The sequence below is a fragment of the Streptomyces sp. SID14436 genome (assembly GCF_010548465.1).
GTDB lineage: Bacteria > Actinomycetota > Actinomycetes > Streptomycetales > Streptomycetaceae > Streptomyces.
The window spans coordinates 20369-36873 of record NZ_JAAGMD010000657.1 but is presented as its reverse complement, the minus strand read 5'-3'; the positions used below and the strand labels follow the sequence as shown (position 1 = coordinate 36873).

Sequence of the window (16505 nt, the reverse complement as noted above, 5' to 3'; positions counted from 1 at the left end):
GAGCCATGCGCAGCATCCGAGCCGTGCCGTCGGCCTCCACGGCTGCTCCACCCTCGACGACGTGTACTGGAACCAGATCATGGCCGCCTCACTCGTGGTGAGCCTCCCCGTGGTCGCGGGCTTCCTGCTCCTGCAGCGCTACCTCGTCGCCGGCCTGCCCGCGGGAGCGGTCAAGTCAGCACCCCGCCCTGACCGCCCCGCACTGACGACCTCCCCGCCCTGACGACCTTCCCGCACCGACCGCCGGGCGGCCACGTGACGTGACCGACCACCGCACCCCTCGCGAAAGGACCCCAGTGACCATCGACCACTCCGCCCTCCCCGACGACTTCCTGTGGGGCACGGCCACCTCGGCCTACCAGATCGAGGGAGCCGTGACGGAGGACGGCCGCTCACCCTCCATCTGGGACACCTTCTCCCGAACCCCCGGCGCGATCGACAACGGCGACCACGGCGACACCGCCTGCGACCACTACCACCGCTGGCCCGAGGACATCGACCTCATGCGCCGCCTCGGCACCAACGCCTACCGCCTGTCGGTCGCCTGGCCCCGCGTCGTCCCCGGCGGCGACGGCCCGGCCAACCCCAAGGGCCTCGACTTCTACGACCGGCTCGTCGACGGCCTGCTGGCCGCCGGCATCACCCCGTCCGTCACCCTCTACCACTGGGACCTGCCCCAGACGCTCCAGGACCGCGGCGGCTGGCCGGTACGCGACACCGCCGAACACTTCGCCGCGTACGCCTCCGTCGTCGCCGGCCGCCTCGGCGACCGCGTCCACCACTGGGCCACGCTCAACGAGCCCCTGTGCTCCGCCTGGATCGGCCATCTCGAAGGCCGCATGGCCCCCGGCCTCACCGACCTCACCGCCGCCGTCCGCGCCTCCTACCACCTCCTCCTCGCTCACGGCCTCGCCACCCGCGCCGTCCGCGCCGCCGCCCCGGGCGCCCAGGTCGGCATCGTCAACAACCTCTCCACCGTCCACCCCGCGAGCGACACCCCGGAGGATCTGGCCGCCGCCGCCCGCATGGACGGCCACACCAACCGCTGGTGGCTCGACCCCGTCCACGGCCGCGGCTTCCCCACCGACATGCGCGACGTGTACGGCGTCGAACTCCCCGAGAAACCGGGCGACTCGGCCGCCATCGCCTCCCCGCTCGACTGGCTCGGCCTCAACTACTACTTCCCCCAGGTCGTCACCGCCGACCCGGACGGCCCCGCCCCCCACGCCACGGCCGTACGCCGCGAGGGCGTGCCCCGCACGGGCATGGACTGGGCAATCGACCCCACCGGCATCGAGACCCTCCTCCTGCGCCTCACCCACGAGTACGGCGCCCGCCGCCTCTACGTCACCGAGAACGGCTCCGCCTTCCCCGACACCGTCCGCCCCGACGGCACCGTCGACGACCCCGAACGCCGCGCCTACCTGGAGGACCACATCGCCGCCTGCGCCTCCGCCGCCCGTAAGGGAGCACCGCTGGCCGGCTACTTCGCCTGGTCCCTCCTGGACAACTTCGAATGGGCCTACGGCTACGACAAGCGCTTCGGCCTCGTCCACGTCGACTACGCCACCCAGACCCGCACCATCAAGGGCTCCGGCCACCGCTACGCGGAGATCATCCGGACCCACCGGGGGAGGGACACCCGGGCCGCGTGACCCCCGGTGCGGTCGTTCCGGGGACCACGCCTCAGCCGAGGGCGTCCCCCGCGTCCCCCGCCTCCCAGGGGCTCGGCCCCGAGCCGTCCCGCCAGCGCAGGAGGTCCGGACCGTCCACACAGACGATGCCGCACTGCTCGGCGTACTCGAGTGCGGGGCCGGTGAAGCCGCTGGTGGTCACCATGACGGCCACGTCCGCCCCGTGCACGGTGAAACACGTGCCGCCGAACCGCTGCATGTCCTGGGAACCGACCCGGTTCGTGTCGCCGTACCGCTTGCACTGCACAACAAGGAGACGCCCGTCCGGGGTCCGCGCGACCACATCGGCACCCAGGTCCCCGGCCCCGCCCACGACCTCGACGTCACGACACCCGTCCCGGCGGCACAGTTCGGCCACCGCCTCCTCGAACTCGTAGGGATCCAGCGCTTCGTAGGCCGCGTGCAGCGGGTCGTCCACCGCCGGGTCGACGAGAACGGCGGTCTGTTCGGGCTCCAACAGGCCGCCCTCGGCCGGCACTTCCGCCGCACCGGCACCACCAGGGGCGGGGGAGCCCGCCGGGGTGACCGGAGCGGTGGGCAGGGCGGGCTCGCAGGGGCGGACCGGGCCGGCGACGGGCGGAGTCTCGTCGAGCACGTCCACCGCGGTCTCCGCCGCGGCGTCCAGGGCCTGCGCGGCCCGGCGGGCGAGCTTCACCGCCGATATCCGGCGCCTTCTTCGCCAGAAGGCGATGCCCCCGGCCGCCACCAGGAGGGCCAGCGCGAACGCCCAGGCAGGACGACGCTCGGCCGCGGCGGCCACTGTCCGGGCGGTCAGCCCGGTCAGGGTCACGATGACGGCGAGAAGCACGAAGTACATGGCGGTCTTGCGCAGTTCGAACGAGCGGCGGGTGCGCACGGAGTCCGACGCGGCGGGGGCGTGTGATGCGGGCACGGCCATGGTGATGCTTCCTCCCGGGAGACACCGACGAAGGTCAACCACCGACTGCCCAGGTACGCGATGTTGTACCGGCAACGGTGATCACGGCTTCGCGCGCCGAGCATCACGTCCCGCTGCCGGAACGGCGGAGTCGCGAGCGCCGCGCCGGGCATCGACGCGATCGTTCACGTGAGGAAGGCCCGACAACAACGATCAGTCACCTGACCGCCAGCTCCCCACCGTCGCCGACCGAACGACCCGTTCCCCCGACGTCGGCGGCCACGGCACTAGGCTCGACCACACGGACCGAAAGGCCCTCGGCAGCCGGTCCTGAAGAGCCGGAAAACCACCAGCCTCATTTCCAAATGGGCGATACTGGCGGTTTCTGACGATGTGCCAATCAGGAGCGGAAACGATGCAGGCTGCGCAGGGAAACGTGACAACGGGCGGCACTCGGGGCGGACGCCATGCGGTGGTCGTCGGCGGCAGCCTGGCGGGCCTGCTCGCGGCACACGTCCTCGCCGCCCACGTGGACCGGGTGACCGTCGTCGAGCGTGACCGGTATCCCGACGGACCGGAGCCACGTCCCGGAGTGCCGCAGAGCCGGCACATCCACGTCCTGCTGGAGGGAGGGCGGACGGCCATCGAATCGCTGCTCCCGGGGTTCGTGCAGGAACTGGAGGAGGCGGGAGCACCGCGGGTGGGCGTGCCCGGGGACATGGTGCAGTGGCAGAACGGGCGCTGGTTCCGCCGGCTGCCCTCGTCCGCGCACTACCACTCCGGTCCCCGCGCGCAAATCGAACACCTCGTACGGCGACGGGTTCTCGCCAACCCGTTGATCAAGGTGCTGGAAGGCACGGATGCCGTCGGTCTCCTGGGCGACGCCTCCCGTGTGCGTGGCGTGCTCCTGCGCGAACGCGGCGACGCGACACGTGCGGAGCCCCGGCTGGTCGAGGCCGACCTGGTCGTGGATGCCTCCGGCCGCAGCACGAAGGCCCCGCAGTGGCTCACGGCACTCGGGGCGCAGGCCCCGCACGAGGAGACCATCGACACGGGCCTCGCCTACGGCACTCGCGTCTGCCGTGACAAGGACGGCATCCTCGGCACCGACGCACTCGGCTACTACATCGTCCCCAATCCCTCCCAGACGTACGGCGCCGTCGTCCTGCCTCTGGGCGACGGCACTCATCTCGTCACCCTGTCCGGCCTCGGCGGCGACCAACCGCCCACGGACGGAGACCAGTTCACGGCCTACGCCAAGAAGCTGCCGCACCCGCTCGTGCACCGCTGGCTGAGCAAGGCCGAACCCGTGTCACCGGTCCACGGCTTCCGCCACACCGCGAACGTACGGCGCCGCTACGACCTGCCGGGCCGGCGCCCGGCCGGATTCCTGGCAGTCGGCGACGCCCTGTGCACCTTCAACCCCATCTACGGACAGGGCATGAGCGTCGCCGCCCTCAACGCGGTCGCGCTCCGCGACGCCCTGGCCGACCCGCGGCGCAAGCCCACGACGCGCCGCGTCCAGCGGGCGGTGCTGTCCTCGTCCCGGCAGGCGTGGGACATCTCCGCCGGAGCCGACAAGCTCATGCCCGGCGCGACGGGCAACGCGGTCGCCCCCCGCCCCGGGGACCGAGCGGCCCACTGGTACCTGGGCCGGGTCCAGGACCGCTATGCCGGAGACCCCGTGGTGGGCGACGCCTTCCGGTCCGTACTCAGCCTGTCCGCACCCTTGACCGCCGTCTTCGCCCCCGCGGTGGCCCGAGCCGTCCTGTTCGGCACACCCGTCCCGACCCCCACGGAGCCCCCGATGGCCCGCGAGGAAGCAGGGAACTGACAAGGAGGTGTGGCGGCCGGCGACGGGATCGTCGGCCCGCGCCGTCTCCCGCGACGGGAGACGGCGATGACTCCTGCGGCAGCGCGGGCCGAGGTCACGTACCCGCGACGAGAGAGAACCCCGAAGAGTCGGTGCAGGTCACGGGTGTATTTCATGATTGTTACCGCCCTTCGGGTCCGGGTTGGTCGCCGTTAACATCTCCACATGTCGGTACCTGTCGCACAGTGCCCCCATGCACTGTGTCCGGCGGTCCGGACGTCTCCTCTCCTCGTGAAGCCGGAAGTGTGAAATGTGAGAGGGGGACGCGCCGGCCACCGGGGCTCACAGCTCGACACGTCCGAAGGACTCCTGGAAAGAGCTGGAGAAGCGTTGTCCGATGTGCTGGCCGGGGACCCGCGCACCGCCGAAGCCGGCGCCGGTGAAGGCAACCCTCTGTCCGAGGAACAGGCGAAGGCCCTGCTGAGGGAACTCGGACCCCGGGAAGCCGTCCTGGCCGTGTACCACAACGGCTGGGGGAGGGTGGTGCTCGCGGAGAACGGCCTCATCCTGCTGCGGGGCGTCGTCAAGCCCGTGGCGATCCGCGTCCCCGCGCCCCTCCAGATCCTCCGCGCCACCTACGGCGTGTCCGATTCCGTCGACGTCCTCGTCCTCGGGCACCCGTACAAGCTGTGCGGATCGAAGCTGGACCCGAAGGGCGAGCTTCTCATGGCCATGGGCGAGATGGTGCCCCCGGACTCCCCCTTGCGTCCCGGCCGCAGAATACGGCTCGCCACCTGGATGGGCCGGCACCCGGTCCTCATGGCTGCGGCCGTGTTCGGACTCTTCTTCGCCGTCCTGGGACCGGGCTCCACCGAGAGTGAGAAAGCGGCGGTGGCTCAGAAGCCCTCACCCGCGCCCGCCCCCCTGGTCGTTCCCGACTTCTCGGGGTCCCCTCTCGCCGAAGCCGCGGTATCTGCGGGCCGGCATCCGTGGCAGACGGTGTCGGCAGCCGACGCCTCCTCCGACCGGCGGTCCGTCACCACCACGACGAGGGGCTGGCAGGTCTGCTTCCAGAGCCCGTCCGGCGAGGAGAAGGTGCTTCCCTCGAGCAGGACGCTGACCCTGTACGCGGTTCCCGAGCAGGAGGAGTGCCCGACCCGGCTGCACGGCTCTCGCCGGGTCATCATGCCCGACCTGGTGGGCGAGCAGGCCGACGATGCCTCCAGCACGCTCGACGACCTCGGCCTCCGGCGCGTGGTCCTCTTCCACGCCCACACCGGCAAGCGTCTGACCGACGGGCTGCAGGACGTGGCGGACTGGCGGGTGTGCCGGCAGCATCCGGAACCCGACACCGAGATCTCGACCGGGACCCAGGCCGATCTGTGGCTGATCAGCCCCAGCAAGAGCTGTGCCCAGCCCAGCCCCGATCCGAAGCCCGAGCCCAAACCCAAGCCGAAACCGAAGCCCAAGCCGTCGTACGGCACCGGCTCGGGCGGTGGTTCGACGGGCGGCAGCACTGGGGGCTCGTCCGGCGGGAGTGGCACGGGCGGCGGCGGCAGCAGCGGCGGTTCATCCGGCGGCAGCTCCACCGGCGGGGGTTCCTCCGGCACCACGGGTGGTGGCACCGGGAGCCGACCCGGCGTGCAGTTCGGGCAGTTCTGCTCTCCCGTGGGTCCCATCGCGACGACCACCGACGGGCGGCCCGCCAAGTGCTTCATGGGCAAGGACGGAAACGCCCGCTGGGGATACAACTCCGGGTGACATCCGGGCGGCTCGCGGTGACCTCCGGGGGCGTGCCTGCGGGACACCTCCCGGTCTCGCAGGCACGCCCCAGCCGTTCCGCACCGGCATAGCAGCGGACCGGTCGGGCCGACGGCGCCCGCCGCGCACCACGTAACCCCTCTCACCCCGATGCGCCCTGGCAACTCTCCTGACCGGCGGGTGTCATGGAGCCCGGTGGCCTTCATGACGACCACAACGTCCCTTGGTCACATGAACCGCTTGAGGAGCGATGGCACCGAACCCCGCCCCGAACCCGTACCTCCACGCGCCGCTCGTGCCGCCCCGGCCACGGATGTTCGCGTCCACCTTCGCCAAAGTGGTCTGGACGCTCGTCCCGATCGTCACCCTCGGCCTGGCCCTGGCGGTGCCGTTCGTCGTCGCTTCCGTGAAGGGGGTGGTGAAGGTCTGGCTGGCGGCCGCATACGTCATCGCGGAGATCACCGTGTTCTCCCTCGGCCTGGTGGTCAGCCCGACCGACGACGACGGGAACTCGGTGCCCGGCTTCCTGCTGACCTTGCTGATCATCACGGCGGCGACCCACACCGCGCTCCTCGATCACGAGAAGGTCCGCCTGGCCAAGTAGGAAGGGAGAGCACCGCACGGGGGATCGCACGTTAGCGGGCATGCATGGTCGCGTCCCACAACGGGAAGGGCGTTCCGAGGAACTCCTGTCACACCTTCACGTCCATCCCCTCCACACGGGCGGTGCAGAGTGCGGAAGAGAGTGTGCGGTGCGGGCGCTGTACTCGGCGTCCTCGTGACGTTCGGTGTGGCACCCGCCCAGGCGGCGGAGCCCCCTGAGCCGCAGCCCGGGCGGCAGGCGCAGGCAGCGGCGGACTCCGCGCGGGGCCTGCCCCTCGGCCCGCCGGGCCTGAAGGAGACCCGGACCACCCGCACCCTGCAGCCCGGCGTCACCCTCACCCGGATCGTGCGCGGCGGTGAGGACGATGCCCCGCGCTGGACCGTCGAGGTGTCCATCCCCGGTGGTGACATGTCCCCCGATCCCGACGCGCCGCCCACGGCGCTGAAGGACCGGGCGAGCGCCGAGGAAACGGCCGCCGAGCTGGACGCGGACGGGTTCCGGGCCCGGGTCGAGAAGGTGACCACGGCGAAGGTCGCCGACTACGCCGGTGGGACGCTCGGTTGGCGGGTCCGTGTCGGATCGTTCGCCACGCAGGCCGAGGCGGCGGCGGAGCGAGCCCGTCTGGTGGCGGCCGGACACGCCGGGTCCGCCGTCCACACCGGCTGGGACGGCGCGGCCACGGACCGCGGACCGTGGCACATCGACGTACTCACCATCGACCCGCGCCGTTTCCGGGGCAGCCTGCGGGCGTCCTACGGCCCGGACCTGGAGAACCGCGAGACCACCAGCGCGCTGGCCGATGCGGCCGGCGCCGTGGCGGCCGTCAACGCGGGCTTCTTCGTCCTCGACCCGCGAGCGGGAGCCCCCGGAGATCCGGCGGGCGTCGGCGTGTACGGGGGACGGCTGCTGAGCGAACCCGTGCAGGGTCGCCCCGGAGTGGTCGTCCGGGACGACGGCCGCCGGACGGAGATCACGCGCCTCAGCTGGCGGGGACAGGTGACCGGAGTCCGGGGAGCGGCACTCACCCTGAACGGCATCAACCGCGTGCCCGGCCTGATCAGGAACTGCGGAGGCAGCCCCGGCGACCAGCCGACCTCCGCACCCCTGCACGACGTGACCTGCACCAGCGCCGACGAAGTCGTCGCCTTCACCCCCGAGTACGGGCGGAGCACACCGCGGGGCGAAGGCAGCGAAGCCGTCCTGGACGCCCACGACCGGGTCGTCGAGGTGCGCTCCCCGCGCGGAGGTCCCCTGCCCGCCGGCGGCAGTTCGGTCCAGGCGATCGGCCTGCGCGCCGAAGAACTGGCACGGGTGGCGCACGTCGGCGAACGTCTGCGCGTCAGAGTATTTCTGACTGACCGTCACGGCCGCCGCGTCCAACCCTCACCCGGGACCGACATCCTGAACGGCGGACCCGAACTGGTCCGCGACGGACGGCTCCACGTCACCCCCGCCACGGACGGCATGGTGCGCCCGGACGATCCGAGCTTCTACTACGGCTGGGTGCACAAGCGGAATCCCCGCACGCTGGCCGGAGTGGACGCGGCGGGCCGCACCGTACTCGTCACCGCCGACGGCCGCAGCACCGAATCCCTGGGGCTCAGCATCCCGGAGAGCGCCGCCGTCGCCCGGGCGCTCGGGCTCCGCGACGCGGTCAACCTCGACGGCGGCGGCTCCACCACCCTGGTGGTCGACGGTGACGTCCTCAACGACCCGTCCGACGCCGCCGGTGAACGTCCCGTGGGTGACGCCTTGTTGATCCTGCCCGGCAGGCGCTGACCGGAGGGGGGTCCACGGGCACACGCGGGCTCCCTGTCGAAACCGACCCTCGAGGGAGCTGCCGTGCCCACGGCCACCACCGTCCCGCCGCCCCGACGCCGACCCCGCGTCCTGCTGATCCTGGCCGCCCTCCTCCTCACCCTGGCACCGACCTCCCCCGCTCTCGCCGGGCCGTCGGCTCCGTCCGCAGACCCGGATCGCGGAAGGGCGGCGGCCGACACCTCCCGCACCCCGGACCCGCGGGGCGCCGAAGTCGTGGCCGTCACGCGCGTCGCGGACCGGCAGGTGGACCTGTCGGTGCGCTCAACGGCCCTGGGCGGCCGGACGGTCGAGGTCCGCCTGCTCACCCCCGACGGCTGGAACCCGCACGACCGGCGCCGGCACTGGCCCACCCTGTGGCTCCTCCACGGCTGTTGCGGCGACTACACCTCGTGGACCGCCATGACCGACGTCGCGGAGACCGACAGCCTCCGAGACGTCCTCGTCGTCATGCCGGAGGCGGGCTGGAACGGCTGGTACAGCGACTGGTGGAACCACGGGCGGGGAGGCGACCCCGCCTGGGAGACCTTCCACACCGTGGAGCTCCGGCACCTCCTGGAACACGACTGGGGCGCGAGCCGGAACCGCGTCGTCGCCGGCCTGTCGATGGGTGGCCAGGGCGCCCTGCTCTACGCAGCCAGGCACCCCGGGATGTTCAAGGCGGCCGCCGCCTACTCCGGTTCAGCCCACCCGCTGCTCGACGACGAGTCGACCGACCGCATCCTGGGCTTCTTCGCCGGCCAGGGCAACGACCCGCTCCGTGTCTGGGGCGACCGGGTCGCCCAACGCCCCGTCTGGCAGGCCCACGACCCCTTCCACCTCGCCGAGCGCCTGAAGTCCCTGCCCGTGTACCTGTCGTGCGGCGACGGCACCGCCGGACCCCTGGACGTGCCGGGCAGCACGAGCGCCCTCGAGGCCGACTTCGAACGGCAGAACCACGCGCTGGCAGCCGAGTTGAGGCGGGTGGGCGCCAAGCACCTGACGACCCACTTCTACGGCCCGGGCACCCACGCCTGGCCCTACTGGGAACGGGAACTGCACGCCTCGCTCCCGATGCTGCTCGGCGCCCTCGGCCTGCGCGACTGAGACGACGGTCCGGGATCGGCCGCCCTCTCCGCGTGCGCGCTCAGCCGGCGAGGGCCGCGGTGATCTGCCGCGTGGTCTGGGCGGCGATGACCGGATTGACGGCGGCGTAGGAGGAGTAGGCGTTCAGGCCGGTGGCGAGGGCCCAGCCGCGGCCCCGCAGCCAGGTCGCGTCGTCGACGCCCAACTCGTCGCGGAACACGGCCCGGGTGCCGGGCGTCAGCAGAGTGAAGGCGATCATCAGGTCGCAGGCCGGGTCACCGACACCGAGGCCGCCGAAGTCGATGACGGCACTGAGGCGCCCCTCGCGGGTCAGCAGATTGCCGGTGTGGAAGTCGCCGTGGAACCAGACCGGGGGGCGGTCCCAGCCTGGGGCGTCGAGTGCCGCGTCCCACAGCGCGGTCATCGCCGAGCCGTCGAAGATCCCGTCGAGCCGGTCGATCGCCGCCCGCGTCGCGTCGTCCCGCTCGGACAACGGCCGGCCGGTGAGGTCGTCCGGGAGGGGCGCGGCGTGCAGGTCCACGGGCGTGAACCGCTGCAGGGCGGTCAGGAACCGCGCCAGTGCGACGGCCGCCGTCGCCGACCCGGCCAGCGTATCGACGGTGGCCACCTCCCCGTCCAGCCACCGCGACACCGCCCACGGCCACGGATAGCCGCAGCCGGGCTCGCCCACCGCCACCGGCACCGGGACCGTCAGGGGCAGGTGCGGGGCGAGCCGGGGCAGCCAGTGATACTCCTTGCGCGCCTGCCCGATCGCCCCGGCGTGACGCGGCAGCCGGACGGTCAGTTCCTCGCCCAGACGGTAGATCACGTGATCGGCGCCGGCCGGGTCGAGCCGGTCCAGCGGCAGCGTGGCCCACTGCGGGAACTGGGCGTCGACCAGGCGCCTGACCAGCCCCGCGTCGATGAGGGGAAGCGTGTCCGCGACGTCCGCGGTGCCCACGGCGGCTCCTGTGGTCGGCCCGCTCGGTACGGCGGACGGTCACACACCATCACACCGGGCGGGGCAGCGGCCTGTCGATCGGTTTTTGCCGCGTGTCGCCCTCGTCGGCCTCCTCGTCGCCTCCTCGTCGATCCCGTGTCCGGGAGGCGGTTCGACTGGCACCCTGGTGCACATGACCGCGTCGCCGACGACCACGAGACAACGACTTGCCGCGCTTCGTCGCCACGCGACCGTGGAGCGTGAGGACTTCACCGGTCGCAACCTTGCTTCCGTCCGCACGTCACAGCTGTGGTTCACGCGCTGCTCGTTCACCGGCTCCGATCTGCGGCACGCCACGCTGGACGGGTGCTCGTTCAAGCTCTGCGACCTCAGTGGCGCGGACCTGCGCGGGGCTTCCCTCCGCGGGGCCCGGCTGGCCGGCTGCGATCTGCGGGGCGCCGACCTGCGCGACACCGATCTGACCGGCACCGTATGGGGAAGCGTGAACACCGGCACGCCGCCCCTCGGACTGACCGAGGTCACCGGGGCACGGTTCGACGGAGCCATCCTGCGCGGGGTCGAAGCCGACAGCGTCATCGGCTGGCCCTTCGTGGACAACGGTCACGAGTAGGGCCGGAGACCGGCATGTCGCAGCGACAGCGACCGCGGCGGTAACGGCGACACCGCCCTGACGGAGACTCGACCTCACCGGAACGGGCGCAACGCCCGGTGCAGTGCGGCGAACTCCTTCGACGGGGTGATGTGGGGGATCTCCATGATGTCCTGGACCCGGCGGGCGTTGTCGTCCATGCAGCTCGCGTATTGAGGCGCGATTTTCCATGTCATGCCCACGGGGTGGAAGTGCTCGTCCTGACCGGGGCTGACCAGAGCGAGAGGCCCGATGCTGAGATCGGTCCCGTCCGCGTCGTGGAACTGCAGGGTCACGACCCCCACCCACGGAGACATGCCCGCCTCTCGCATCTCCGGGCCGACCGCCACGGAAAGACGGTCGTTCTCTCCCGACTTCACGTCGAAGAACACGTCGTCCGTGGTGGTCACGGTGAACGGTGGCTTCCGTGAAGTGGGAATCGGGATGTCGTAGCGTGCGGCGATGTCCAGCTCTCCGCCGGTACCCGCACAGGAGGTCAGGTTCTCGGAAACGGAAACGCTGGCGATCATCTTGGTGATGATCGCCGACCCGCTGCCCCGGTTACGGACGGCGATGTCGACCTGGGGGCCGATGAGTCCGTCCACTTCCTTTTCGGAGTCAGCGGCTCTCTCCACGCCCTTGAGCCGGTCGTTGAAGCGCGCGCTGACTGCGGTGACTTCGAGCGACCCCCTCCGTTCGGCCTCCTTCTCTCCTGTCTTCGCCTGGCTCTCGCCACTGACGGCCGAACTCCACGCCGGAATCAAGGCGATGACACTGACGAGCAGTGCCGCACACGCCACGAACATGCTGGGAGTGCGCCAGGACTCGTGCGACGCAACGCGTGACGGATCCGGCGGAGGCTGTGAGGGGGGATCCGATGCGGGACGGGGAGGAGGTGGCGTCGCCGGCGGGGGAGAAGCACCCGGTGAGGGCGCCGGTGGAGTGCCTGCTCCCGGCCGTGGAGGTGGTGGAGTGCCTGCTCCCGGCCGTGGAGGTGGTGGAGGACTGGCACCGTGCCGCGGAGGCATGGACTGACCCTTTCTGCCGGTCGGAACAACGTGTATCAACCCTGGCCGTGATGACGTGAATCAACCCTGGCCGTAATACGGATCACCGCTGGTGACGTCGTACACCGAGATTTCCTCACCGTCGTGACAGTAGACAAGTTCATCGGTGACGGCCTGGACGGGGCCCTTGAAACGTGAGGACCAGATGACATCCCCTGCCGTGGTCTCCAGAGCGGAGACGGTTCCTCCGTCCGGGTTGGCCAGAAGCATTCCAGGAGGCCCCGGAATCACCGGGGAGAAATCCGAGTCGTCCAGCCGCCACCGTTCCTTGCCCGTTGCTGGATCCAGGGCGATCAGGAATCCCTTTTCGTCGGCGAAGCCGGAACGGCTCGCGAAGAGAGAACCCTCGTGAAAAGCCAGCTGCACATTCGTATCGGAGGGAATAGGCATCGACCACGCCGTTTCCCCCGTATCGCGCAGAAGAGCGAAAAGCCGGTCGTTGGTCTGAACGAAGACACAACCTCCGCCGATGAGCCAGTCGCCCGAGAGCGGCATGCTTCGGTTCCAGGCGACCTTCCCCGTCTCGGCATCGATGCTGCGCACTTCCCCAGGGACAGTGGCGAAGACGATGGTGCCGTCGTCCTGGGCCTCCTCGACGACGCGCGTGGCGAGCAGGTGAGCAAGACCGTCGGCCACTTTGATGTCGACGTAGTTGCTGTCCGCCACTCTCTCGTCCCACACGACGTCGCCGCTCTCACGGTCCACGCCCATGGCGCCGTACGGCGATTCCACGTCCCTGCAGGTGAAGAGAAACATCCGGCCGTGTGAGACGAGCCCCGCGGCTTGCGACACCACAAGCCTCCAGAGAACCTCTCCCGTGCGCAGCGACAAGCCGAAGACGTCATGCTGGGCGATGATCCCCACAACATCTCCGGACACGGCGATCTCCATCGACTGCCCTCCGGGAATGTCGCGCCGCCACAACACCTTCCCGTCGGCCGCGCAGAGTGCCACCGCCTGGTCCGCCAGATATCCGTCACCCCCGCCGGCCAGCACCCGCCCCTTCACCGCGAGCACCTGTGGGTTGTCCTGATGCTCGGCGCCGTCGCCCGGGGTGGCCGAGCGCTCCGCCGCTCGGTCCCAGACGAGGCGTCCGGTGCGGGCGTCCCGGAGCCAGAGTTTCTGGTCCTTTCCTCCCCCTGCCAGCCAGCGACCGGACAGGGAAAGAGACGCGCCATAGCCCTTGAAGCGAACCGGCCACAGCGGCGTACCGGGGGACAGGGGAGAGACCGGCCAGGAAGGGCAGCGATGCGCCACACGGCCCTTGCCGTCTTTCCCGTCCCCGGATGAGCACCCGGACAACGAAGCCCAGACGAAGGGCAACAGCGCGCTCCGCGCGACGAATGACCGCCTGGTCATTTCCCTCGACGGCGGGGGCACACTGTCCATCACTTGCGTATCTCCGTAACGATGTCCGCCCCCGCAACACATGGGGGGTGACGACGAGCATCGCGGTTGACGCGATTTGTTCACCACTCCGCTGCGGTGGCCATAATCAATGAATCAACTGGACAACCTGGAGGCACACCGAGGTGGCAGGCAGACCAGGGCGCCGGGAGCAGCCGCTCGATCCGCAGGCAGGTCCGCTGGAACGCTTCGCGCTCGGACTGCGCGCCCTGCGCGAGAGAGCGGGTCTCACCTACTCCGAGATGGCCGAGGCGTCCCACTTCTCGCCCAGCACCCTGTCGCAGGCCGCTGCCGGGCGCCGGCTGCCCACCCGGGACGTCCTCCGTGCCTACGTCCGCGCCTGCGGTGGGGACCCGCGCGGATGGGAGGACCGCTGGGAACGCGTACGACGAGAGGTGCCGGGCCCCGCGGAGCCGGGGAGCGCCGCGGGCGGCGTCCCGCAGGGCCTCGGTGACACGGAGGCCACCAGCTTCGTCGGCCGCGAGGCCGAGATGGCCGCGGGCAGCATGCTGTTGGACCGTTTCCGGCTCGTCACGCTGGTCGGTACCGGAGGAGTCGGCAAGACGCGGCTGGCCAAGCGGATCGCCCACCGTGTTGCCGGACGGTTCGCGGACGGCGTGCACTGCGTGGAACTGGCCGACCTCGACGACGACCAAGCCGTCACCGGGACGATCGCCTCCGCCATGGGCGTGCAGGTGGGGTCCGGGCAGGAGGCGTCGAGCGCACTGGCTGTGGCACTGCAGGGGCGGGAGATCCTCCTCCTGCTCGACAACTGCGAGCATCTGCTGGCCGGTTCCGCCCGGGCCGTGCGCGCCCTCCTCACCCGTCTGCCCGGCCTGCGGATCCTCGCCACCAGCCGGCAACCCCTCGACGTCGGCGCCGAACACGTCCTGCCGGTCGAGCCGCTGGGCCTGCCGCCCGTGGCGCACGCGCGCCCCGACGCGTCCTCGTCGGCCTTGTCGGTGACTGAGGACACCCCGCCCTCCCCGGCCATGACCCTCTTCGCGGACCGCGCCGAGGCCGCCTCCCCGGGATTCCGCATCACCGAAGCCAACCGGCACGTCGTCGCAAGCGTGTGCCGGCGGCTGGACGGCCTGCCCCTCGCCCTGGAGATCGCCGCACGACGGCTGCGCACACTGACACCCGACGAACTGCTGGAGCGGCTCGACCACCGGTTCCGGTTACTCGGCCCGGGCGCCTCGGACCCCACGGTGCACCCCCGCCACCAGGCACTGCGCGCCCTGTTCGACTGGAGCTACGAGCTGTGCACCGACGCCGAACGCAGGGCCTGGCAGCAACTGTCGCTGTGCTCCGGCGGAGTGCTGCTCACCGACGCCGAGCAGCTCTGTGGCCGAACAGCGACGGGCGAGGACTCGCCGCCCGCCGAGGACGACACCTTCGAGGCCCTGACCGGTCTGGTCGACAAGTCGCTGGCGAGCCGCGTCGACGCGGGCGGCGCGCAGACGCGTCTGCACATGCTGGAAACGGTGCGCGCCTACGGACAGGAACGCCTCGCGGAAGACGGCCGGACCCGGCAGGCACTGCTGCGCCACCGCGCCTGGTACCTCGGGCTGGCCGCGCAGGCGGGCGCCGCGTACGGCTCGTCCCGCGAGGCCGGCTGGCTGCGCCGACTGCGCGCCGAACACGTCAACCTGCGCCAGATCGTCACCGCGGACCCACCGGCCGGCGAGCCTCCGGAGGCCGTGCTGCGCGCAGCCCCCGGCTTCTGGCTGCACTGTCTGACGTCGGGAAACGTCGGCGAGGGAGCGGGCTGGATGCGCACCCTGCTCGAACGCCATCCGCGGCCCCCTTCGTCCGAGTCGTCCGAGGCGGTTGCCGCATGGTGCCGGGCCGTCTGGGTGGCCGGCTTCCTGATGCTCCTCCACGGGGACCACACCGGCGCCCAGGAGATGATCACCCGCGGCGAGCAGTCCCTCGGCGGCATCCCCGCCGCGCCCGGCCCCTCCGAACCCGAGCATGAGACTCCCGAACGGGACGAACTGACCGCCGCCTTTTGGCAGTTGCGCAGCCTCGTCGCCCTGGTCGCCGACGACCCGGAAACCTCGGTGAAGTACGCCGACGCATGCCTGGCGGGCGGACGCTGGTGCTCGTCGTTGCTGACCCAGCCGCAGTGCGTCGCCCAACTCGGCTTCGCCGCCGTCCTCCAGGGGCGCCGCCCCCAATCCGCTGACCTGCTCGGACAGGCGCTGCGCATGTCCGAGGAACGGGGCGACACGTGGCACCGCTGTTATCTGCTGTGGGCCCTCGCCGTGGACCACGGCGAAGCAGGAGAACCGGAAACCGCCCTGCGCTTCCTGCGGCGCGCGCTCCGCCACATCAGAGAGATCGACGAGTGCATGGGGGAGGCGGCACTCGGCGAGACCCTGGCCTGGGTGCTCTCCTCGCAAGGAGACGCCCGCCTGGCCGCCATGGTGCTCGGAGCAGTGGACGGTGCCTGGCACCCTTCTGGCGCCCCGAGACTCTTCGGCTTCGCCTCTCTGACGGCTCACCGGGAACGCTGCATCCGCAACGCCCACGAGGCGCTCGGCCGAACCGAATACGCACGCGCCTATCGGGAAGGCCTGGGCGTCGGACTGCGTCAGGCGGTGGAGACCGCCTTCGAACAGCAGCAACCCCAGCAACCCCTTGCCGGGAACACCAGGAACACCCAGGGCACCCAGGGCACCCAGGGCGCCCAGGACACCCAGGACACCCAGGACACCCAGGACTCCGAAAACATCCGGTACGCCCGGGACACCCGCCCCATGGAAGACGCATCATGACGGGCACGCCGCCCTGACCCCGGCCGC

The 16505-nt window shown here is 71.3% G+C and carries 12 protein-coding genes and 1 pseudogene; 9 read left to right on the top strand and 4 right to left on the bottom strand.

What is annotated here, in order from left to right; all coding sequences use genetic code 11:
* Window positions 1-25: 25 nt before the first annotated feature.
* Together G3I53_RS23410 and G3I53_RS23405 are read left to right on the top strand one after the other, a co-directional pair.
* A pseudogene (locus tag G3I53_RS23410) lies at window positions 26-223 on the top strand (hypothetical protein); the annotation flags it as partial.
* 73 nt (window positions 224-296) lie between these two features.
* Window positions 297-1655, top strand: a complete 1359-nt coding sequence (locus G3I53_RS23405) for a GH1 family beta-glucosidase (protein WP_164337462.1) — start codon at window positions 297-299, stop codon at window positions 1653-1655.
* 31 nt (window positions 1656-1686) lie between these two features.
* Here the strand turns inward: G3I53_RS23405 and G3I53_RS23400 are convergent, their stop codons facing one another.
* Window positions 1687-2592, bottom strand: coding sequence for a restriction endonuclease (locus G3I53_RS23400; RefSeq protein WP_239064062.1), 906 nt, complete (start codon window positions 2590-2592; stop codon window positions 1687-1689).
* Window positions 2593-2986: 394 nt separating this feature from the next.
* On the opposite strand from G3I53_RS23400, the gene G3I53_RS23395 reads away from it, so the two are divergent.
* The 5 genes from G3I53_RS23395 to G3I53_RS23375 all read left to right on the top strand — a co-directional run bounded on the left by G3I53_RS23395 (window position 2987) and on the right by G3I53_RS23375 (window position 9653).
* The gene (locus G3I53_RS23395) at window positions 2987-4405 is read left to right on the top strand and encodes an FAD-dependent monooxygenase (RefSeq protein ID WP_164337463.1); all 1419 of its coding nucleotides are present in this window, start codon (window positions 2987-2989) and stop codon (window positions 4403-4405) included.
* A 378-nt stretch (window positions 4406-4783) separates the two neighbouring features.
* Window positions 4784-6145 (top strand): PASTA domain-containing protein, encoded by a 1362-nt coding sequence (locus G3I53_RS23390; protein WP_343240675.1) that lies wholly within the window; start codon window positions 4784-4786, stop codon window positions 6143-6145.
* A 250-nt stretch (window positions 6146-6395) separates the two neighbouring features.
* Window positions 6396-6749, top strand: coding sequence for a hypothetical protein (locus G3I53_RS23385; RefSeq protein WP_164337465.1), 354 nt, complete (start codon window positions 6396-6398; stop codon window positions 6747-6749).
* Window positions 6750-6878: 129 nt separating this feature from the next.
* Window positions 6879-8528 (top strand): phosphodiester glycosidase family protein, encoded by a 1650-nt coding sequence (locus G3I53_RS23380; protein WP_164337466.1) that lies wholly within the window; start codon window positions 6879-6881, stop codon window positions 8526-8528.
* Between the two features lie 63 nt (window positions 8529-8591).
* The gene (locus tag G3I53_RS23375) at window positions 8592-9653 is read left to right on the top strand and encodes an alpha/beta hydrolase family protein (protein ID WP_164337467.1); all 1062 of its coding nucleotides are present in this window, start codon (window positions 8592-8594) and stop codon (window positions 9651-9653) included.
* Between the two features lie 40 nt (window positions 9654-9693).
* Here the strand turns inward: G3I53_RS23375 and G3I53_RS23370 are convergent, their stop codons facing one another.
* On the bottom strand, window positions 9694-10593 hold the full coding sequence (locus tag G3I53_RS23370; protein ID WP_164337468.1) for an aminoglycoside phosphotransferase family protein: 900 nt from the start codon (window positions 10591-10593) through the stop codon (window positions 9694-9696).
* 172 nt (window positions 10594-10765) lie between these two features.
* On the opposite strand from G3I53_RS23370, the gene G3I53_RS23365 reads away from it, so the two are divergent.
* Entirely contained in the window at window positions 10766-11203 is a 438-nt protein-coding gene (locus G3I53_RS23365; protein ID WP_164337469.1) for a pentapeptide repeat-containing protein, read from the top strand.
* Between the two features lie 74 nt (window positions 11204-11277).
* On the opposite strand, the gene G3I53_RS23360 is transcribed toward G3I53_RS23365, so the two are convergent.
* Together G3I53_RS23360 and G3I53_RS23355 are read right to left on the bottom strand one after the other, a co-directional pair.
* Window positions 11278-12027: a hypothetical protein gene (locus tag G3I53_RS23360; RefSeq protein WP_164337470.1), complete on the bottom strand. Its 750-nt coding sequence runs from the start codon at window positions 12025-12027 to the stop codon at window positions 11278-11280.
* A gap of 282 nt (window positions 12028-12309) precedes the next feature.
* Window positions 12310-13677 (bottom strand): PQQ-binding-like beta-propeller repeat protein, encoded by a 1368-nt coding sequence (locus G3I53_RS23355; protein ID WP_164337471.1) that lies wholly within the window; start codon window positions 13675-13677, stop codon window positions 12310-12312.
* A 143-nt stretch (window positions 13678-13820) separates the two neighbouring features.
* Between G3I53_RS23355 and G3I53_RS23350 the strand changes: the two genes are divergently transcribed.
* The gene (locus tag G3I53_RS23350; RefSeq protein WP_164337472.1) at window positions 13821-16478 is read left to right on the top strand and encodes a helix-turn-helix domain-containing protein; all 2658 of its coding nucleotides are present in this window, start codon (window positions 13821-13823) and stop codon (window positions 16476-16478) included.
* Window positions 16479-16505: the final 27 nt, after the last annotated feature.

Coding starts and splice junctions, on each gene's coding strand:
- G3I53_RS23400 (WP_239064062.1), bottom strand. CDS start 2,592: ATGGCCGTGCCCGCATCACACGCCCCCGCCGCGTCGGACTCCGTGCGC.
- G3I53_RS23395 (WP_164337463.1), top strand. CDS start 2,987: ATGCAGGCTGCGCAGGGAAACGTGACAACGGGCGGCACTCGGGGCGGA.
- G3I53_RS23385 (WP_164337465.1), top strand. CDS start 6,396: ATGGCACCGAACCCCGCCCCGAACCCGTACCTCCACGCGCCGCTCGTG.
- G3I53_RS23365 (WP_164337469.1), top strand. CDS start 10,766: ATGACCGCGTCGCCGACGACCACGAGACAACGACTTGCCGCGCTTCGT.
- G3I53_RS23360 (WP_164337470.1), bottom strand. CDS start 12,027: ATGTTCGTGGCGTGTGCGGCACTGCTCGTCAGTGTCATCGCCTTGATT.
- G3I53_RS23355 (WP_164337471.1), bottom strand. CDS start 13,677: ATGGACAGTGTGCCCCCGCCGTCGAGGGAAATGACCAGGCGGTCATTC.